The organism is Bradyrhizobium sp. AT1 (assembly GCF_001590795.1).
Taxonomy (GTDB): Bacteria; Pseudomonadota; Alphaproteobacteria; order Rhizobiales; family Xanthobacteraceae; genus Bradyrhizobium.
Genome location: NZ_JXDL01000001.1, coordinates 6,038,642 through 6,058,657 on the forward strand (window position 1 = coordinate 6,038,642; position 20,016 = coordinate 6,058,657).

Annotated in this window: 22 protein-coding genes; 15 read left to right on the forward strand and 7 right to left on the reverse strand. The window is 64.1% G+C overall.

Annotation, left to right across the window (positions count from 1 at the left end):
- The coding region (locus SE92_RS27980) for a DEAD/DEAH box helicase (RefSeq protein WP_084251895.1) at positions 1-1,143 on the reverse strand (1,143 nt) is incomplete at its 3' end.
- Between the two features lie 506 nt (positions 1,144-1,649).
- Between SE92_RS27980 and urtA the strand changes: the two genes are divergently transcribed.
- The 15 genes from urtA to SE92_RS28055 all read left to right on the forward strand — a co-directional run bounded on the left by urtA (position 1,650) and on the right by SE92_RS28055 (position 15,565).
- Entirely contained in the window at positions 1,650-2,972 is a 1,323-nt protein-coding gene (gene urtA / locus SE92_RS27985) for an urea ABC transporter substrate-binding protein (protein ID WP_063200766.1), read from the forward strand.
- An 84-nt stretch (positions 2,973-3,056) separates the two neighbouring features.
- The gene (gene urtB, locus SE92_RS27990; protein WP_063200769.1) at positions 3,057-4,664 is read left to right on the forward strand and encodes an urea ABC transporter permease subunit UrtB; all 1,608 of its coding nucleotides are present in this window, start codon (positions 3,057-3,059) and stop codon (positions 4,662-4,664) included.
- Entirely contained in the window at positions 4,661-5,827 is a 1,167-nt protein-coding gene (gene urtC, locus SE92_RS27995; RefSeq protein WP_063200772.1) for an urea ABC transporter permease subunit UrtC, read from the forward strand. The genes urtB and urtC overlap by 4 nt, the downstream gene beginning before the upstream one ends.
- A gap of 6 nt (positions 5,828-5,833) precedes the next feature.
- Positions 5,834-6,595, forward strand: a complete 762-nt coding sequence (urtD, locus tag SE92_RS28000; protein ID WP_063200775.1) for an urea ABC transporter ATP-binding protein UrtD — start codon at positions 5,834-5,836, stop codon at positions 6,593-6,595.
- A gap of 3 nt (positions 6,596-6,598) precedes the next feature.
- Positions 6,599-7,294, forward strand: a complete 696-nt coding sequence (gene urtE, locus SE92_RS28005; protein WP_063200778.1) for an urea ABC transporter ATP-binding subunit UrtE — start codon at positions 6,599-6,601, stop codon at positions 7,292-7,294.
- A 31-nt stretch (positions 7,295-7,325) separates the two neighbouring features.
- Positions 7,326-8,156 (forward strand): urease accessory protein UreD, encoded by an 831-nt coding sequence (locus SE92_RS28010; RefSeq protein ID WP_063200781.1) that lies wholly within the window; start codon positions 7,326-7,328, stop codon positions 8,154-8,156.
- A gap of 37 nt (positions 8,157-8,193) precedes the next feature.
- Entirely contained in the window at positions 8,194-8,496 is a 303-nt protein-coding gene (locus tag SE92_RS28015) for an urease subunit gamma (protein ID WP_007605424.1), read from the forward strand.
- 11 nt (positions 8,497-8,507) lie between these two features.
- Positions 8,508-8,813 carry an urease subunit beta gene (locus tag SE92_RS28020; RefSeq protein WP_035708642.1) on the forward strand — a complete coding sequence of 102 codons (306 nt, stop codon included), beginning with the start codon at positions 8,508-8,510 and terminating at the stop codon, positions 8,811-8,813.
- Positions 8,814-8,870: 57 nt separating this feature from the next.
- Entirely contained in the window at positions 8,871-9,410 is a 540-nt protein-coding gene (locus tag SE92_RS28025) for an HD domain-containing protein (RefSeq protein WP_063203802.1), read from the forward strand.
- 34 nt (positions 9,411-9,444) lie between these two features.
- The gene (ureC, locus tag SE92_RS28030) at positions 9,445-11,160 is read left to right on the forward strand and encodes an urease subunit alpha (RefSeq protein WP_063200784.1); all 1,716 of its coding nucleotides are present in this window, start codon (positions 9,445-9,447) and stop codon (positions 11,158-11,160) included.
- A 127-nt stretch (positions 11,161-11,287) separates the two neighbouring features.
- A complete protein-coding gene (locus tag SE92_RS28035; RefSeq protein ID WP_018318764.1) occupies positions 11,288-11,587 on the forward strand; it encodes a putative quinol monooxygenase in 300 nt (99 codons plus the stop codon).
- Between the two features lie 12 nt (positions 11,588-11,599).
- Positions 11,600-12,235: an urease accessory protein UreE gene (gene ureE, locus SE92_RS28040; protein ID WP_063200787.1), complete on the forward strand. Its 636-nt coding sequence runs from the start codon at positions 11,600-11,602 to the stop codon at positions 12,233-12,235.
- Entirely contained in the window at positions 12,216-12,944 is a 729-nt protein-coding gene (locus SE92_RS28045; protein WP_084251896.1) for an urease accessory protein UreF, read from the forward strand. Before ureE ends, SE92_RS28045 begins: the two co-directional genes overlap by 20 nt.
- Before the next feature lie 41 nt (positions 12,945-12,985).
- The gene (gene ureG / locus SE92_RS28050) at positions 12,986-13,609 is read left to right on the forward strand and encodes an urease accessory protein UreG (RefSeq protein ID WP_063200790.1); all 624 of its coding nucleotides are present in this window, start codon (positions 12,986-12,988) and stop codon (positions 13,607-13,609) included.
- Positions 13,610-13,903: 294 nt separating this feature from the next.
- A complete protein-coding gene (locus SE92_RS28055; RefSeq protein ID WP_063200793.1) occupies positions 13,904-15,565 on the forward strand; it encodes a CHASE domain-containing protein in 1,662 nt (553 codons plus the stop codon).
- On the opposite strand, the gene SE92_RS28060 is transcribed toward SE92_RS28055, so the two are convergent.
- The 6 genes from SE92_RS28060 to SE92_RS28080 all read right to left on the reverse strand — a co-directional run bounded on the left by SE92_RS28060 (position 15,562) and on the right by SE92_RS28080 (position 19,898).
- Positions 15,562-16,176, reverse strand: a complete 615-nt coding sequence (locus SE92_RS28060) for a TetR/AcrR family transcriptional regulator (protein WP_063200796.1) — start codon at positions 16,174-16,176, stop codon at positions 15,562-15,564. The genes SE92_RS28055 and SE92_RS28060 overlap by 4 nt on opposite strands.
- Positions 16,177-16,249: 73 nt before the next feature.
- Positions 16,250-17,392 (reverse strand): OpgC domain-containing protein, encoded by a 1,143-nt coding sequence (locus tag SE92_RS28065; protein ID WP_063200799.1) that lies wholly within the window; start codon positions 17,390-17,392, stop codon positions 16,250-16,252.
- 21 nt (positions 17,393-17,413) lie between these two features.
- Positions 17,414-17,749, reverse strand: coding sequence for a hypothetical protein (locus SE92_RS36135; protein WP_157095707.1), 336 nt, complete (start codon positions 17,747-17,749; stop codon positions 17,414-17,416).
- Positions 17,750-17,793: 44 nt separating this feature from the next.
- Entirely contained in the window at positions 17,794-18,258 is a 465-nt protein-coding gene (locus SE92_RS28070) for a hypothetical protein (protein ID WP_063200802.1), read from the reverse strand.
- Positions 18,259-18,334: 76 nt separating this feature from the next.
- Positions 18,335-18,706, reverse strand: a complete 372-nt coding sequence (locus SE92_RS28075; protein WP_063200805.1) for an ElaB/YgaM/YqjD family protein — start codon at positions 18,704-18,706, stop codon at positions 18,335-18,337.
- Between the two features lie 79 nt (positions 18,707-18,785).
- Positions 18,786-19,898, reverse strand: a complete 1,113-nt coding sequence (locus SE92_RS28080) for an AI-2E family transporter (protein ID WP_063203804.1) — start codon at positions 19,896-19,898, stop codon at positions 18,786-18,788.
- Positions 19,899-20,016: the final 118 nt, after the last annotated feature.

Genomic DNA, 20,016 nt, shown 5'->3' on the forward strand with positions numbered 1-20,016 from the left:
GCGGAGGTCTTCGCGCGGCAGCGTCACCTTGATCAGCCGCTCGATGTCGCGGAGATAGCTGAGTTCCTCGCCGCCGGCGACCAGCGAGATCGCGGTGCCCTCGGCGCCGGCGCGCGCGGTGCGGCCGATGCGGTGGACATAGGTTTCCGGCACGTTGGGCAGGTCGAAATTGATGACATGGGTGATGCCGTCGACATCGATGCCGCGGGCGGCGATGTCGGTGGCGACCAGGGTACGAATCTCGCCCGAACGGAACAGGGCCAAGGTCCGTTCGCGATGGTTCTGGGACTTGTTGCCGTGGATGGCGCTGGCGGGAATGCCGGCCTTCTCGAGCGTCTTCACCACCTTGTCGGCGCCGTGCTTGGTGCGGGTAAAGACCAGCGCGCGGTTGACCGGCTCCTGCTTCAACAGCTGGGCGAGGAACCCCGGCTTGGCGGAGAAGTCGACCTGGATAATGCGCTGCTTGATCCGCTCGACGGTCGAGGAGACCGGGGTCACCGCGACGCGGGCGGGGTCACGCAGCATGGCGTCGGCGAGCTCGGCGATGTCCTTCGGCATGGTGGCCGAGAAGAACAGCGTCTGCCGCTTGATCGGGAGCTTCGCGACGATCTTGCGGATGTCGTTGATGAAGCCCATGTCCAGCATGCGGTCTGCCTCGTCGAGCACGAGGAATTCGACGCTGCCAAGCTTCAGGCCATTGCTCTGAACGAGGTCGAGCAGGCGGCCGGGGGTGGCGACCAGCACGTCGACGCCCTGCATCAGGGCACGGACCTGGCGGCCCATCGGCACGCCGCCGATGGCGAGCGTCGAGGACAGGCGGATATGGCGGCCATAGGCGTTGAAGCTGTCGAGGATCTGGCCGGACAGCTCGCGGGTGGGCGACAGCACCAGGACCCGGCAGGTCTTGGGCTGCGGCTTGATCCGGTTCTCGAGCAGGCGGTGCAGAATCGGAAGCGCGAAGGACGCGGTCTTGCCGGTTCCGGTCTGGGCGATGCCGACGACGTCGCGGCCGGTCAGCGCGATCGGAACAGTCTGGGCCTGGATGGGGGTGGGGGTGACGTAGTTCTCTTCGGCGAGAGCACGCGCGATCGGTTCGGCGAGGCCGAAATCCTGAAACGAAGTCAAAAGATGGGTTCTTTCCATGTCAAAAGCGCAACGCCCGGCGCATTCAGCGCGGCGCGCGCAAAAGGGTGTCGAGAAGACACCTGCGTGTTTAGGGTGTCGGATGGCTTGGGAGATGTGGGGCAAGCCAGAGGCCCGTAGAGGGCTTAAGAACACGCGGCTCGCAACGACCCCTTGATTCGCAAGAGGTCTCGGCTGCTCATATGGAACATTGAGGGGGCGCTTTCAAGGCAGGCACCCTCGAAATGCCGATTGCGGTGCAAAAATAGTTCTGCCGGAAATTTAGCCAGAGCGAACAATTTGCTCAAAAAATAACCCACCTGCCGCTTTGGCATACATTCGAATTGCTCAAGATTTGAGCTGCTTCTTGGTGGCGAAACTTTGATTTCTGGCAATTTTTATAACAAAAACAAACAGTTGATGGGTGCCCAGTCCATGGCACAGTTCTTGCGAATCCGTTAATCGCAGGCGGCCGTGGGGCCGTTTCGCAGCGTTTTTCACGTCTGCGTCAGGGAGAACAGACACTCATGCTTAGCAAATCCATTCACGATATAGCGGCGTCATTCAGCCGCCGTGGCGTTCTCGCCGCGACCGCCGGCCTGATGCTCGGCCTGGCTCCATTGACCGGCGCAAAAGCCGCCGACGACACCATCAAGGTCGGTGTGCTGCACTCCCTTTCGGGCACCATGGCCATCAGCGAAACCACGCTGAAGGATACCATCCTCTTCCTGATCGACGAGCAGAACAAGAAGGGCGGCGTTCTCGGCAAGAAGCTCGAAGCCGTCGTCGTCGATCCCGCGTCGAACTGGCCGCTGTTCGCCGAAAAGGCGCGCGAGCTGATCACCAAGGACAAGGTCTCGGTCGTGTTCGGCTGCTGGACCTCGGTGTCGCGCAAGTCGGTGCTGCCCGTCTTCAAGGAGCTGAACAACATCCTGTTCTACCCTGTGCAGTACGAGGGCGAGGAGAGCGAGCGCAACGTGTTCTACACGGGTGCGGCGCCGAACCAGCAGGCGATCCCCGCCGTCGATTATTTGATGAAGGACGAGAAGGTGAAGCGCTGGGTGCTCGCGGGCACCGACTACGTCTATCCGCGCACCACCAACAAGATCCTGGAAGCCTATCTGAAGTCGAAGGGTGTCGCCCAGGAAGACATCATGATCAACTATACGCCGTTCGGTCACTCCGACTGGCAGACGATCGTGGCCGACATCAAGAAGTTCGGCTCGGCCGGCAAGAAGACCGCGGTGGTCTCGACCATCAACGGCGACGCCAACGTGCCGTTCTACAAGGAGCTCGGCAACCAGGGCATCAAGGCCAAGGACATCCCGGTCGTCGCGTTCTCGGTGGGTGAGGAAGAGCTCGCCGGCATCGACACCAAGCCGCTGCTCGGCCATCTCGCCGCCTGGAACTACTTCCAGTCGATCAAGTCGCCGGAGAACGAGAAGTTCATCAAGGCGTGGCAGACCTACACCAAGAATCCGAAGCGCGTCACCAACGATCCCATGGAAGCGCACGTGATCGGCTTCGACATGTGGGTGAAGGCGGTCGAGAAGGTGAAGTCGACCGATCCGGACAAGGTGATCGACGCTCTCCCGGGCATCGAAGCCAAGAACCTGACCGGCGGCACCTCCAAGATGCTGCCGAACCACCACATCACCAAGCCGGTGTTCATCGGCGAGATCAAGGCCAACGGCCAATTCGACGTGGTCTGGAAGACCCCGGGTCTCGTCGCGGGCGATGCCTGGTCGAAGGAGCTCGACGGCTCCAAGGACCTGATCGGCGACTGGGTCGGCAAGAAGTGCGGCAACTTCAACACCAAGACCAACAAGTGCCTCGGCTCGGGCTCCTGATCCGGATCTGACGCGCCATTTCACGATCGGAGAAGGCGGCGATCCCGCCGCCTTCTCCACTCATTTCTGCCGGGGTCATTCACAGTGCCAACCCATTTGTCCGCGCGCCTCTGCTCGCTTGCGCTCTCGTTGTTCCTGATCGCGTTCGCGCTGCCGGCCCTCGCCGGTCCGTTCGAGGATGCGGTCGCCAAATTCGCCAACGATGATTATTCCGATACGGACGAGGCGATCGGCGTGGTCGCAGCCAGCGGCAATCCGCTGGCTTTCCCGATCATCAGTGCGCTTCAGGACGGCCGCCTGATGGTCGACCTCGACAGCAAGAAGGTCTACGTCACCGGTACCGACGGCAAGTCGATCGACGCCGCGACCGGCCAGGCGGTGGCCAGCGTTCCCGACAGCGCGAGCGCGGTCCGCCTCAACAACCGCCTGCGCCGCAGCGTCGATGCCGCGCTCGGCAGCCTGACGCTGCAGTCGCCGGATGTCGGAACACGCCTCCAGGCCGCGCAATCCGTCTTCAAGTCGCACGAGGAGACTGCGCTCGAAGCCGTCGACGCCGCGCTCGCCAAGGAGACCAACAGATCCGTCAAGGCCGCGCTGGGCGAGGCCCGCGCCGCCATCCTGCTGTTCAAGTCCGACGCATCCGAGGTCGAGAAGCTCGAGGCGGTCGCCACGCTCAAGGCCCGCGGCGACCAGGAGGCCATGGCGCTGCTCACCGGCATGGGCGACCAGCCGGCCTCGGTGACCAAGGCCGCCGCGAGCGCGATCGGCTCGATCCAGTCTTCGCTCGCCATCTGGTCCTCGGTTCAGAATGCCTGGTACGGCCTCTCGCTCGGCTCGGTGTTGCTGCTCGCCGCGATCGGGCTCGCCATCACCTTCGGCGTGATGGGCGTGATCAATATGGCGCATGGCGAGATGGTGATGATCGGGGCCTATACCACTTTCGTGGTGCAGGAGGTGATCCGCACCCGCTATCCCGCCCTGTTCGACTATTCGCTCTTGATCGCCGTGCCGCTCGCCTTCCTCGTCGCCGGCGCGATCGGCGTCCTGATCGAGCGCAGCATCATCCGCTTCCTCTACGGTCGCCCGCTGGAGACGCTGCTGGCGACCTGGGGCCTCTCGCTGGTGCTGCAGCAGGCGGTGCGCACCATGTTCGGTCCGACCAACCGCGAGGTCGGCAATCCCTCCTGGATGAGCGGTGCGTTCGAGCTGGGCCAGATCACCATCACCTACAACCGGCTCTGGATCCTCGTGTTCACGCTCGCCGTGTTCGCGATCCTGCTTGCGATGCTGCGCTACACTGCGCTGGGCCTCGAGATGCGCGCGGTGACACAGAACCGCCGCATGGCGGCCTCCATGGGCATCGCCACCTCGCGCGTCGACGCGCTGACCTTCGGGCTCGGCTCGGGCATTGCCGGCATCGCCGGCGTGGCGCTGTCGCAGATCGACAATGTCAGCCCCAATCTCGGCCAGAGCTACATCATCGACAGCTTCATGGTCGTGGTGTTCGGCGGGGTCGGCAATCTCTGGGGCACGCTGGTCGGCGCCTTCACGCTCGGCATCGCCAACAAATTCCTGGAGCCGGTCGCCGGCGCCGTGCTCGGCAAGATCGCGATCCTCGTCCTGATCATCCTGTTCATTCAAAAGCGCCCGCGCGGCCTGTTCGCGCTCAAGGGCCGTGCGGTGGAAGCATGACCCCTCACATGCTGACGCGATCGCTGGACCGCGGCGCGACGATCTTCCTTGCCGTCGTCGCGGCCTGCGGCATTCTCATCCCGCTCTCCAACCTGCTGCTGCCCGCAGGCTCGTTCCTGCAGGTGCCGACCTATCTCGTCGCGCTGTGGGGGAAATACGTCTGCTACGCCATCCTCGCGCTCGCGATCGATTTGATCTGGGGCTATTGCGGCATCCTCTCGCTCGGCCACGGCGCCTTCTTCGCCCTCGGCGGCTACGCGATGGGCATGTACCTGATGCGGCAGATCGGCACCCGCGGCGTCTACGGCAATCCTGTTCTGCCTGATTTCATGGTGTTCCTGAACTATTCGAAGCTGCCCTGGTACTGGTACGGCTTCGACATGTTCTGGTTCGCGGCCCTGATGGTGCTGGTCGTGCCCGGCCTGCTTGCCTTCTGCTTCGGTTGGCTCGCGTTCCGCTCCCGCGTCACCGGCGTCTATTTGTCGATCATCACGCAGGCCATGACCTATGCGCTGCTGCTCGCGTTCTTCCGCAACGATTTCGGCTTCGGCGGCAACAACGGCCTGACCGACTTCAAGGATATCCTCGGCTTCAACGTCCAGGCCGAGGGCACGCGGGCCGCATTGTTCGCGCTGAGCTGCCTGGCGCTGATCGTGGGCTTCCTGATCTGCCGCGCCATCGTCTCGTCCAAGCTCGGCAAGGTGCTGATCGCGGTGCGCGATGCGGAGTCGCGCACGCGCTTCCTCGGCTACCGCGTCGAATCCTACAAGCTGTTCGTGTTCACGGTGTCGGCCTGCATGGCCGGCGTCGCCGGCGCGCTCTACGTGCCGCAGGTCGGCATCATCAACCCCTCCGAATTCGCGCCGGGCAATTCGATCGAGGCGGTGATCTGGGTCGCGGTCGGCGGCCGCGGCACGCTCGTCGGTGCCGCGCTCGGCGCTGTCGTCGTCAACTACGCCAAGACGTTTTTCACCTCGGGCGTGCTGGCGCCGTACTGGCTGTTCATGCTGGGCGCATTGTTCATCCTGGTGACGCTGCTGCTGCCGAAGGGCATCGTCGGCACCTTCAATGCATGGTGGGACTCCTCGAAGGAGAAACGCGCTGCCACGATGGCAAGTGCCGCGGCCGAAGACGGCGTCACCGAACCCAAGATGGCGGAGTAGGCGCACATGAACGTCATGGACAACCGCGCCACCTCCGCAATGCTCTATCTCGACGGCGTGCACGTCTCGTTCGACGGTTTCCACGCCATCAACAATCTGTCGCTGACGCTCGAGCCCGGCGAGATGCGCGCCATCATCGGCCCGAACGGCGCCGGCAAGACCACGATGATGGACATCATCACCGGCAAGACCAAGCCCGACGAGGGCACGGTGCTGTTCGATGGTGTCACCGACCTGACGCGGCTGGACGAGACCCGCATCGCCGAGCTCGGCATCGGCCGCAAGTTCCAGAAGCCGACCGTGTTCGAGAGCCAGACGGTGCAGGACAATCTTCTGCTCGCGCTCAATGTCGACCACTCGGTCCGCGGCACGCTGTTCTGGCGCGGCAGCAGGGCCGAGTCCGAACGCATCGACAAGGTGCTGGAGACGATCCGCCTCACCGAAGCGCGCAACCGCCTGGCCGGCAGCCTCAGCCACGGCCAGAAGCAGTGGCTGGAGATCGGCATGCTGCTGGCGCAGGACCCGAAACTGCTGCTGGTGGACGAGCCCGTCGCCGGGATGACCGACGTCGAGACGCACCTCACCGCCGAGCTGCTGAAGGAAATCAACAAGACCCATACCGTGATGGTGGTCGAGCACGACATGACGTTCGTGCGCGAGCTCGGCGTCAAGGTCACCTGCCTGCACGAGGGCACGGTGCTGGCGGAAGGCACCATCGACCAGGTCTCGTCCAACGAGCGGGTCATCGAAGTCTATCTGGGACGCTGAGCGATGCTTGAGGTCAAGGACATCAATCTCTTCTACGGCGCCGCGCAGGCGTTGCGTGGCGTGTCCATCTCGGCCGAGCCTGGCAAGGTGACCTGTGTGCTCGGCCGCAACGGCGTCGGCAAGACCTCGCTCTTGCGCGCAATGGTGGGGCAATATCCGATCTCCTCGGGCGCCATCGTGCTCGACGGCAGCGACATCACGGGCCTCAAGCCCTATGAGCGGGCCCGCAAGGGCATCGGCTTTGTGCCGCAGGGGCGCGAGATCTTCCCGCTGCTGACGGTCGAAGAAAACCTCAAGACCGGCTTCGGCCCGCTCAAGCGCGAGGACAAGCACATTCCGGACGATGTGTTCTCGCTGTTCCCGGTGCTGCAGTCCATGCTCGGCCGGCGCGGCGGCGATCTCTCCGGCGGTCAGCAGCAGCAACTCGCGATCGGTCGCGCGCTGGTGATGCGGCCGAAGCTGCTGCTGCTCGACGAGCCGACCGAGGGCATCCAGCCCTCGATCATCAAGGACATCGGCCGCGCCATCTCGTACCTGCGCAACCTCGGCAACATCGCCATCGTGCTGGTCGAACAATATCTCGACTTTGCCTGCGAACTCGGCGACAGTTTTGCCGTGATGGATCGTGGCGCGGTGAAGTTCTCCTGCGACCGATCCAATCTCGACCCGGCCGAAATCAGCCGCCAGATGGCGCTGTAAGTCATTCTGACGCGGCCGGCTGGGGAGGCGGATGCGCAGCGACCTGTCAGTCACATCAGGGGTTTTCGAGGCCAACCGTGCCCGCGGCGCGGTGCGCTTCGACGTGCATGCGCGCGACGGCGTGACGCGGCGCGGCGTCCTGCATGAGTCCGGCTCGCTGCGCGTGCGCTTTCCTTCGCCCGAGGGCGAGGGGCTCTCCGGCGTATTCGTCAACACGGCCGGCGGCGTCGCGGGAGGGGACAGGTTTGATGTCGACATCGCGGCGGGTGAAGGTTCGCGGCTGACATTGACCACGGCGGCGGCCGAGAAGATTTATCGTGCACCCGGTAACGCGGCGCAGCTCAGTATCGCCTTGAAGGTCGGCGCAGGCGCGCATCTCGGCTGGCTGCCGCAGGAGACCATCCTGTTCGATCGCGCCCGGGTTCACCGCCGCTTCGACATCGAGCTCGATGACGCCGCCTCGCTGCTGCTTTGCGAAATCGTCGTGTTCGGCCGCACCGCCATGGGCGAGCGGATGGAGCAGGGGGAATTCGTCGACCGCTGGCGGCTGCGGCGTGGTGGCAGGCTGGTGTTCGCCGAGACCGTCAGGCTCGACGGCAATATCGGCGCAAAACTTGGGCGATCGGCGGTGGCGAAGGGCGGCGCGGCGATCGGCACGGCGCTGATCGTCCCCGGCGACGAGGCCCTCGTCGAGCGCATCCGCGAGGCCTCGGATTCGTTCTCCGGCGAGGTCGGAATCTCCGCCTGGAATGGCTTTGCAATGGCGCGGTTCTGTGCCCAAGATGCGGCGCGCTTGCGCGCCGACATGATGGCCGTGCTGGCGCGCACCGGTGCGGCGCTGCCGCGACTCTGGTTGAACTGAGCGGCTGAATCGACGTGTTGAACGGAAGAGAGTCTTCATGAACCTGTCTCCCCGCGAAAAGGACAAGCTTCTAATCTCGATGGCGGCGATCGTCGCCCGCCGAAGGCTCGATCGCGGCGTCAAGCTCAACCATCCCGAGGCGATCGCGATCATCTCCGATTTCATCCTCGAGGGCGCGCGCGACGGCCGCACCGTCGCCGAACTGATGCAATCCGGCGCGCAGGTCCTGACCCGCGACCAGGTGATGCCGGGCATCCCCGAGATGATCCACGACATCCAGGTCGAGGCGACCTTTCCGGACGGCACCAAGCTCGTCACCGTGCACGAGCCGATCAGGTAGGAGCCAGAAGCATGATCCCCGGCGAACTCTTCATCCAGGACGGCGAGATCGAGCTCAATGCCGGTCGCAAGACGGTGACACTGACGGTGGCCAATACCGGTGACCGCCCGATCCAGGTCGGCTCGCACTACCATTTCTTCGAGACCAACCCGGCGCTGAAATTCGACCGCAAGAAGTCCCGCGGCATGCGCCTCGACATCGCCGCCGGCACCGCGGTGCGTTTCGAACCTGGCCAGACCCGCGATGTGCAGCTGGTGGCGATGGCGGGCAAGAAGACGATCTACGGTTTCCGCGGCGACGTGATGGGGAAGCTGTGAGCGTCGCAGGAACGAGCGCGGCACGGCACGGTTGAGGCGAGAATGGAGGTCCTTGCCATGCTCTCCCCCATCCGTCTCATATCTGAAGCTGCCGAGCTCGCCGCGCAGCGCCACAACGGCATGGCGCGCAAGGGGCGCGGCAGCGAGCCCTATATCAATCATCTCGCCGAGGTTGCGAACCTCCTTGCGACCGCGACCGACGGCGCCGATGCCGAGCTGGTCGCGGCCGGCTGGCTGCACGATACGATCGAGGACACCGACACCACGCGCGAGGAGCTTGCGCAGACTTTCTCAGAGCGAGTCGCCGCCCTGGTCGTTGAGTGCACGGACGACATGAACCTGCCGAAGGCTGAGCGGCGGCGGAAGCAGATCGAGGACGCTCTGCACAAATCGCCCGGCGCGAAGCTGATCAAGATCGCCGACAAGATCAGCAATATAGGGGCACGCCTTCATACGGATCCGACCACCGAGGAGCTTGACGACCTCGCCGACTACAGTGGATGGGCCACGCAAGTCGTTGCGGGCTGCCGCGGCGGTAATGCGTGGCTCGACGAGAAATTCGATAATGCCGTGAAAGCAGCGAAGGCCTTGCTGTGATCCACCAAACGTTCAACCGCAAACGGGGCTTGTGATGTCCGTAAAGATGAAACGTTCCGTCTATGCCGACATGTTCGGCCCGACAACCGGCGACAGGGTGCGGCTGGCCGACACCGACCTCATCATCGAGGTCGAAAAGGATTTCACCACCTATGGCGAGGAGGTGAAGTTCGGCGGCGGCAAGGTGATCCGCGACGGCATGGGGCAGTCGCAGGTCACCAACAAGCAAGGCGCGGCCGACACCGTCATCACCAATGCGCTGATCGTCGATCACTGGGGCATCGTGAAGGCCGACGTCGCCATCAAGGACGGCATGATTGCCGGCATCGGCAAGGCCGGCAATCCCGACATCCAGCCCGGCGTCACCATCATCATCGGCCCCGGCACCGACGTGATCGCGGGTGAAGGCAAAATCCTCACCGCCGGCGGCTTCGACAGCCACATCCATTTCATCTGCCCGCAGCAGATCGAGCACGCGCTGATGTCCGGCGTCACCTCGATGCTGGGCGGCGGCACCGGCCCGTCGCACGGCACTTTCGCCACCACTTGCACGCCGGGGCCGTGGCACATGGGGCGGATGATCCAGTCGTTCGATGCCTTCCCGGTCAATCTCGGGATCTCCGGAAAGGGCAACGCCTCGCGGCCCGCAGCCCTGGTCGAGATGATCAAGGCCGGCGCCTGCGCGCTCAAGCTGCACGAGGACTGGGGCACGACGCCGGCCGCGATCGATAACTGCCTGTCGGTGGCTGATGCTCACGACATCCAGGTGATGATCCACACCGATACGCTGAACGAATCCGGCTTCGTCGAGGACACCATCAAGGCGTTCAAGGGCCGCACCATTCATGCCTTCCACACCGAAGGCGCCGGCGGCGGCCATGCCCCAGATATCATCAAGGTCGCCGGCCTGAAGAACGTGCTGCCGTCCTCGACCAACCCGACGCGGCCCTTCACCCGCAACACCATCGACGAGCATCTGGACATGCTGATGGTGTGCCACCACCTCGATCCCTCGATCGCGGAAGACCTGGCCTTCGCCGAAAGCCGTATCCGCAAGGAAACCATCGCAGCCGAGGACATCCTGCACGATCTCGGCGCGCTCTCGATGATGTCCTCGGATTCGCAGGCCATGGGCCGCCTCGGCGAGGTCATCATCCGGACCTGGCAGACCGCCGACAAGATGAAGAAGCAGCGCGGATCGCTGCCGCAGGACAAGGGCAAGGACAACGACAATTTCCGCGTCAAGCGCTACATCGCCAAGTACACCATCAACCCCGCGATCGCGCACGGCGTGTCGAAGCTGATCGGCTCGGTCGAGAAAGGCAAGATGGCCGATCTCGTGCTGTGGTCGCCGGCCTTCTTCGGCGTCAAGCCGGACTGCATCGTCAAGGGCGGCACGATCGTCGCAGCCCCCATGGGCGATCCCAACGCCTCGATCCCGACGCCGCAGCCGGTGCACTATCAGCCGATGTTCGGCGCCTTCGGCAAGGCGCGCACCGCATCCTCCGTGGTGTTCACCTCGAAAGCCGCCATCACCGGCGGCCTCGCGCGAAAACTCGGGATCGAGAAGAAGCTCTATGCGGTCCAGAACACCCGCGGCAAGATCTCGAAAAAGAGCATGATCCACAACGACGCCACGCCCAATATCGAGGTCGATCCGGAGACCTATGAGGTCCGCGCCGACGGCGAGCTGCTCACCTGTGCCCCTGCCGAGGTGCTGCCGATGGCGCAGCGATATTTCATGTACTGAAATAGCGCCTCAACGCATGTCCCCGGCATGTGTCCGGGGACGGCTTTTCCGGTTTTGCGTTCGATCCAGCCTGGTCTAATGTCGCGCCCGGTATCTGAAGCCAGAAGAAAAGCCGGGAGGATTTCTCGTGATCTATGTCGTTGCCACCTTGACCATCAAGCCCGAAACGCGCGCCGAATTCATTGCAGCTGCCACCGCCTGCATCAAGGAGACCCGGAAAGAACCCGGCAATATCGCCTACGATCTGCATGAGAGCGTCACCGACCCTGCCAAGATGGTGTTCGTCGAGCAGTGGGAAAATGCCGAGGCGCTGGTGCCGCATCGTGGCATGGAGCATATGAAGACGTTCGGCCGCGTCGCGGTGAAGTGCTTTACGGCGCCGCCGAAGATCGAGGTGATCACGCCCGAGAAGGTCGAGACACGGTAACAGGGTAGACATATGATGCGGGCGACGCAGGTTAAGGGACAGCACCGCTTCACGGAAGCGCCGGCGGACACGGTCGTGCTCGATTTCGACGATCGGCACCGGCGCCGCATGGCGATGACCGGCACGCGGGGGCTCGAATTCCTGCTCGACCTCGAGCACGCCACAGCGCTGCGCGGCGGCGATGCGCTGGTGCTGGAGGACGGACGGCTGGTCGAAGTGGTCGCGGCCGCCGAGCCGCTGCTCGAAATCCGCGGCCGCGATCCGCACCATCTCGTCCGCGTCGGCTGGCATCTCGGCAACCGCCATCTGCCGACCCAGATCATGGCGAAAGCCTTGCGCATCCGCCGTGATCACGTCATCGAGGCCATGGTGAAGGGCCTCGGCGCACGCGTGATCGAGATCGAGGCGCCGTTCGATCCCGAAGGCGGCGCCTATGCCGATGCCGGCCATGCGCATGGTCACGACGACCACGCCCATCACGATCATGGTCAGCATCACGATCACGGCCATCATGATCACCATGATCACCATGATCATCACGGCCATGCCGCGCATGACCATGGTCACGATCACGACCATCACCACGACGAGCATTGCGACCATCCCGACCATCACCACGGCCACACGCATGCTCATGACCACAAATGAGCCGGTGCGCGCCGGTGACCTCGCCGAGCGCGAGGCAGCGGCGCTGTACCGGTTGATGACCTGGTTGTCGCCGGCATTCCCCGTCGGCGGTTTCTCCTACTCGAGCGGCATCGAATGGGCAGTCGAGGCCGGCGACATCGTCGACACGGCGACGCTGGCGGACTGGCTCGACGCGATGCTGGGTGACGGCTCCGGTTTCTGCGATGCGACGTTGCTGGTCCATGCCTATCGCGCCACTGAGGCGGGCGAGGAAACGTCTTTGAACGATATCGCCGAGCTCGCTGCGGCCTTCGTGCCGTCGCGAGAACGGCAGCTGGAGACCAGCTCGCAGGGCCGCGCCTTCATCCACATCGCCCGCGCCGCCTGGGACGCCGACGGGCTGGATGCCACGATTGCTGCATGCCGCACGCCACTGGTCTATCCGCTGGCAGTCGGTGTCGTCGCAGCTCTGCATGGCGTTCCGCTGGCGCCGACGCTGCACGCCTTCCTGCATGCGCTGGTCTCGAACTGGATCTCTGCGGCCAGCCGTCTCGTTCCGCTGGGCCAGACCGACAGCCAGCGCGTCCTGGTGAGGCTGGAAGCCGCCGTGGCCGCGACCGCCAATCGTGCGCTGAACGCGACATTGGACGATCTCGGCAGCGCGACCTTCCGCGCCGATCTCGCCAGCCTGCGGCACGAGACGCAATATACGCGGCTGTTCCGGTCGTGACAGCGAGGCAGCCTTCAACCCATCGAGAGCGAGCGGATTCCATGTCGAAATCTCACGGCCCCTTGCGTGTCGGCGTCGGCGGTCCGGTCGGATCGGGCAAGACCGCGCTGATGGATCTGCTCTGCAAGACCATGCGCGAACGCTATGACATCGCCGCCATCACCAACGACATCTACACCAAATGGGATGCCGAGTTCCTGGTGCGCTCGGGCTCGCTGACGCCGGACCGCATTGCCGGCGTCGAGACCGGCGGCTGCCCGCACACCGCGATCCGCGAGGATGCCTCGATGAATCTCGCCGCGGTCGCGGACATGCGCGCCAAGTTTCCCGGGCTCGATCTCGTGCTGATCGAGTCCGGCGGCGACAATCTCGCTGCCACTTTTTCCCCGGAGCTGGCCGACCTGACCATTTACGTCATCGACGTGGCGGCCGGCGACAAGATCCCGTCCAAGGGCGGCCCCGGCATCACCCGGTCCGACCTTCTGGTCATTAACAAGATCGACCTTGCGCCCCATGTCGGCGCCTCCCTGGAGAAGATGGACATTGATGCCAGGCGCATGCGCGGCGAGCGTCCTTTCGTCATGACCAATCTGAAGAAGAGCGAGGGGCTGGACCGCATCGTCGGCTTCATCGAGGCCAAAGGCGGCCTGAAACGGGCGGGCTGACGGCGCGACGACTTGGCGCACGCTTTTTTCGCCGTTAACCTGGGGCTGGGCCCGCGAGGGCGGAACAAATTTCGGACACGGCGATTGATTACCTCCGGCGCCCGGGCCATCTACCCCGGCCAGACCATCGGCCGGACGGATTAAGCTTCTCAGGCGACCTACGTTGCGTACCGATGTCTCCTCCTCCATTATCTCTGCCACCGGGGTTCACCCTGTTTCGGCACTTGGCCGTTCGAGCGGCGTTCATATGCTCCTTGTTTATTGCCGACCTCCCGCTTTCGCCTGAGTAGTCGCGTGGTCCGGCTGGGTTTCATCATCGGTTTCATTGCTCTGCTCGGAGCCTTGCTCTCCGGGCTTGCGGCCTATCGCGTCCACGACCAGGAGCTGGCGCTGGACCGGATCGCGCTCGCGCGTGCGATCGACGTTCACGCCAGCCTGGTCCAGGATCGGCTCACCGAGCGCGAACTGCTCGCGCGCGTCGCTTCAGGCCTGTTCCGCACGCCATCCGTGATCAAGCCGAACATGCTGGAGCCGCTGCGTTCGGCCATCTACGCCTTCAAGACGGATTTCGTGGTGGCCGGCTGGATCGCCCGGCTGAAGCCGAACGAGCTCACGGCGGCGCAGGCGGCCATTGGCGGCGCCGGCTTCCCGAATCCCAAGATCCGCACCTATGACGACAAGCCGATCAATCCGGCCGAGATCACCCAGCCGATCGACGTGCTGCTCGATCTCGAGCCGCGCAGCGACGAGACCAAGGCTCTGCCGGGCCGGAGCTACGATCAGGACCCGGTTCGCAGCGCGATGTTGACGCGCGCCCGGATCGAGAAGAGGTCGGTGGCTTCGGACCCGGTTCCGCTGTTGCGCGCAAACGGGCCGATCGGCGTCATTGTGGCAGCGCCCGTCGTTCCCGAGGGGGCAACCGAGCCGGCCGGGTTCGTCACGTTCTCCTATGAGCTGGCGTCGCTGATGTTGACCAATGACGACATGTCGTTGTTCTCGGTCGCGCTCAGGGATCCGCGCAAGGAAGGCGGCGAGCTGATCGCCAACGACCAGGGCGTGGTCTCGACGCGCAGTGTGGCGGCGGACGGACCGGTGCCGTCGGCGACGCGCACGGTGAGCTTCGGTGGCCGCGATTGGCAACTCGGTTATTACGCGAAGACCAACTCGGTGCGTCGTGCCGAGCAGACTGCGATTATCGTGGCGGCGATTGGCTTTGCGATCACTGCGATGGTGTGCGGTCTGTTTGGCTATGTCGCCTACAACAATCTGCGACTCAGCCGGGAAATCCAGGTCAGGATCGGCTTCGAGCGCCGGCTGACCGCCGTGATCGACGAGCTCAACCACCGGGTCAAGAACATCCTTGCGGTCATCCAGTCGATCGTGACACGTACTCTGCGTCATGGTGCGGACATCGACGTGGCCCGCGAGCTTCTGATCGGCCGCATCCACGCCATGTCGAATGTGGTCTCGCTACTCAGCGAGAGCCAATGGCAGGGCGTCAAGCTGAAGGGCCTGTTCGAGGCACGCGCCATCCCGCATGCCGACCGCATCGCCGTGACCGGTCCCGACATCGCCGTCAGCGCGCGCGCGGCGCAGAGCCTCTCGCTGCTATTCTTCGAGCTGGCCTCGCATTCCGACGAGGGCCTGTCGCTGGTCGGCAAGCATCCGCACATCACCGCCAGCTGGACGGTGACGGGCGAGGGGAACGACGAAATCTTCCATTTCCGCTGGGAGGAGCTCAACACCAGCGAGGCGACGCGCCGGCCCGATTCCGATTTCGGCCTGATCCTGCTCGACCGTGTGGCGCCCGAGGCGCTCGGCGGCACCGCCAAGCGCTATTTCACCGACGTCTCCTACGTCTATGAGCTCACCGCGCCAATGGAGACGGTGGTCGACATGACCGAGCGCGATCGCACGGACAAGATCTCGGCTCCGGTGCGGCCTGCGCGCAGCTAACCCTTGGGGCGTAGCACGAGATCGACGAGGTTGCGCGCGTAAGCCGGTGTAATCGGCGCGATTCCGAAGACGTAGCGATAGAACAGGCCGCCGTAGATCGCGTCGTAGAGATCCTCTGCCGGCCCTTCGGCCAGGATGCTGCCGTCGTTCTGGCCTGCCGCGATCATCTCCACCAGCGCGTCGCGACGGAATTGCAGATAGCGGGCGTAGAACAGCTCGGCCGAGCCCGTCTTGGAAATGCATTCGGAGATGACGGCGAGTTGGACCTTGCCGAACTCGCCCTGGAGCGCCTCGGCATAGGCCGCGGCATGGCGGCGCGCGCGCGCCGCTGGGCTGCCGGAGCTCACCGGAGGCAGCGGCAGCATCTGCGCAGCATGCTGGAGAAACGCGTCGATCAAGAGCGCCTCGCGCGACGGCCACCATTTGTAGATCGTCATCTTGGAGACGCCGGAGTGGCGGGCGACCGCATCGATGGTGGTGGCGGCAAGGCCGGTGGACGCCATCAGCGCATAAGCGCTGTCGAGAATGGCGTTGCTGGTCTCGATCGATCGTGGCCGGCCGCGCCGAGGAGCGCCATCGGCCCCGTTCCCCCCGCCATTCGCCGTCACCACGTCCGGTCTCCCCGCGCAACCCGTTCCTACCGGGATAGCGCAGCCGCGGCGGCCAACCTAGCGGAATCGCGCTTCAGGCCTGCTGCCGCATGGCCGCGGGCAAATCCTGCCATTTCGACCAGGCGACGTAGTAGGCCACCGCGGTCATCGCGGCGAATCCGGCGAGGCTCACCACGATCTGCATCGCCACCAGATTGGCACTGGTGATCAGGATGAGATGGCCGGCGAAGGACAGGAAGACGCCGACGCAGAACACGGCGAGCCATTCCTCGCCGCATCTGATGACCGCCTGGAGCGGCTTCAGCCGCAGTCCGGGGTGATCGGCCGGAATGAGATGAGTCGCGAGGAAGGCGAGGGCGAGGAAGTGAACCACACGATAGGGTGCAAGGTTTTCCTTGTCCGTCGGCGCGATGCTGTCGAGGAGAAGGTCTGGCAAGTAAGCGGACAATTCCGGCGAACGGCGCAGCAGGGTGACGGCCATCGCGAATACGAGATAGCTCCCCGCGAGTATCCGCAGCCAGGGCATGTCGCGCAGCGTGCGACCAGGCGCGCCTGTCACGGCGAACCAGCCCCCGAGCACCATCAGCATCTGCCAGCACAGCGGATTGAAGGTCCATTCCTGGTCCGGATAGACCCGGAAATTCCAGTCGAACCAGCGTGCGGCAAGGTACAGCGCGATCGATGCCGCCAAGGTCAGGTTCGGCCGCCGCAACAGGCCCCACAATGCGAACGGAAAAAAGGCCATCAGCGGGATCATCAATTGCAGGAGATCGAGATTGAGCGGCTCCTCCTGCAGCACGAGGCCGCGAACCAGGATGCGCAGCGGGTGCTCGAGAATCCCTGAGATGTTGTATTCGTGGATGATTTCCGGCGCCATCGATTGCGAGGCGACGTAGGCGATCGTGTCGATATAGATCACGAACAGCACGACATAGGCGGCGTAGAGCCGCCAGACGCGACGGAAGATGCGTGTCGCGGCGACGAGATATCCGCGCTCCAGCGCGATCCGGCCGTGGATGATTGCGACGCCATAACCCACCACGAACACGAACAGGTCGGCGGCGCCGCTGAAGCCGAAATTGCGCAGCGTCAGCAAATTGACGACGTTGTTCGGGATGTGGTCGACAAAGACCGACCAATTGGCGATGCCGAGCGTCAAATACAGCCGGGCGTCATGATGAAATGCCGAAAGATTTGCCTGGACGGATGGTTTCATTGAGTAAAATAGCTTTGAGAATCAGGATGATGCTTTTAGCGGCAACCTCCTGCCTATCCGAGTAGCTTTTGCGTGAGCAGGGCGAATTGTCCCGGCAGATGTAAAATTGCGCAGGAAAACCCGGCGCATTCGCGGGTTCGCGTTTAATTGCCCGAAACGCAATTTTTGCGAAGGCGACCATCCGCCTGCGCTCGGGGCCGACTGCTGATCTGCATCACCGCCTGTCGCCGATCGTTCGCCGGGTCTGATCTGGAGCTGGCCGATCTCGATCGCAGCCCAGAGCGTGTTCGGCCTGTTGGCCGCCTTGATCGGTCGGACCGGAATATCGCTGCCGCTGTCGTGGATCGCGTTGACCATGCCGCTCGCGGTGGCCGCAATCTGTATCTTTCGATGGGTTGAAATTACTCGGCCGGTTCGGCCGATGCATCGTCCGACATACCGGCGCGACTCGCCATGATGCCGAGGGCGACGCCGCCGATCGCCAGGATCGGCAGCAGCCGCTTGACGCCGATGGCGCGAACGATCTGGAGGCCGGTGGCGAGCAGCATGGGGTCCGCGAGCATGCTCTGCGTGCTCTGCGCCGCCGACTTTGCGGCACGCTCGGCAGCGATCTGGGCTTGCTTGCGCAATTCCCGCTTGTAGGCCCAGTAGCTCACCGCTGCGGCCAGGGTCAGCAGAAAGAAGACACCGGCACCCGCGAGACAGGCTTGCACGGGACCATACTCGTTGAGGACGGAGATGAATATAGCGGCGCACAGGAAGCAGGTGGTGATGAACAGCGCGAACGCCGCGCCCGCAGCCAAGGAGGTCAGCCGCATAGTCGTGCCGGTGGATGCACTGATCCCGTCGATGATGCGCTGAAACATGGCCTTGCTCCTCAGATCCCCACAAGCCGGCATCGGCGGCGCGGTCGCGCCGCCGTCTCAAGTTCGTTCGCGCTACCTACCGGCGCCAGGCGGCGCCGATCAGGAAGCCGATGCCGAGCGCGAGCCCGACGGTCGCAAGCGGGCGCTGCGTGATCGCGTCTTCGAGCGTCTCCTCGATCGATCCATAGGCCTCCTGCGCCGCGCCCATCATCGCGCTGCCGCGCTCCGACATGTCGTCGATCGCGGTATCCACGTTCTCGCGCGCCTGGCGATAGCCGCGGCGGGCCTGCTTGCTGGTCGAATTGGCAAAGGTATTGAGCGCGTCGGTGATCTGGTCGGTGAGGGCGGCGATATCGCTTTTCACGGCTGCTACATCCTTCTCAAGGCGTTCTCTGGTGGCTTTGTCGGTCCAGTCTCTCATCCCGGCTTCGGCATTGGTCGTGGACATCGGGAGCTCCGAACTGTTGACGGCTGAGATAGCCGGAGAACGTTTCGTCACCGGGGAAGTTCCGATCACGGAAACCGCATCACGCCTGCGGAAGCTGCGGCGCATCCGTCGGCAGCAAATGCTCCTTGAGGATCAGCGCCACGATCAGCAGCGGCGACGACAGGAAAGCGCCCATCGGGCCCCACATCCAGGTCCAGAAGGCCAGCGCAAGCAGGACCGCCAGTGCATTCAGCGCCAGCCGCCGGCCGATGATCGTCGGGGTGATGAAGTGTCCCTCCAGGAAGGTGAGGCCGCCGAAGGCGAGCGCGGCCATGAGGCCGCCGCCGAGGGTCGGAAAGGCGACCAGCCCCACCACGACCAGCACCACGAACATCGCGACCGGCCCGATGATCGGGATGAAATTGAGCGTTGCCGCAAGCGCGCCGAGCCCGGCGGGATTGGGCATGCCGGTGACCGCGCAGATGATGCCGGTGGCGACGCCGACGCCGACATTGATGACGGTGACCATCAACAGGTAATTGCCGAGATGGACCTCGATCTCGTTGAGGATGCGGAGCGTCCGCAGCCGCGCGTCACGATCGCTGAACGTCATGATCACTGCCCGCCGCAGGTCGCGCCAGCTCGCGATGAACAGGATCAGGGTAACGAAGAACAGCAGGAACTCGGTAAAGGTCGGCGACAGGAATTCCAGCGTCGGCTGCACCCACTCGACCTTCGGCATCTGGAAGCTCGGCAATCCTTCCGAGCCGCCGAGCATGACCTGCAGCTCGCGCCACAGCGAAAGCGGGCGGTCGAACAAATGCAGCTTGTCTTTCAACTGCGCGCCGAGCTCGGGCAGGCGCGTGCTCCATTCCATGACGGGGGACGCGATCAGCGCGACAACGAAGGCGACTACGGCGGTCACCGCGATCACGATCAGGGCGGCGCCGAGACCGCGCGGTACCTTGCAACGCTCGAGGAAATTCGCGGCCGGCGCGAGCATGGTGCCGGTGATGAAGGCCATTACCACCGGCAGGAAGAACGCCTTCCCGACATAGAGCACGGTGACGACCGCAATCAGCAGCAAGCCAGCGAGCGCAATGGCGACAAACTCGGTACGGCGGATGACCGGCGGTAGCTCGCTACGGCTGTCCGGGAGCGGCTCACCTTCGCTATGGCCGGTACCTGGACGTTCACTGGGAAGGACGCGCACAATCTCTCTCCCGCACGGAAGCGTCGCACCGCGCGCCCATTGATAGCCGACAATGCGCGAGCGCCGCTGCGGTTCCATCGCAACTTCGTGAACAAATCCTCTCTTGACTGTGACAAGC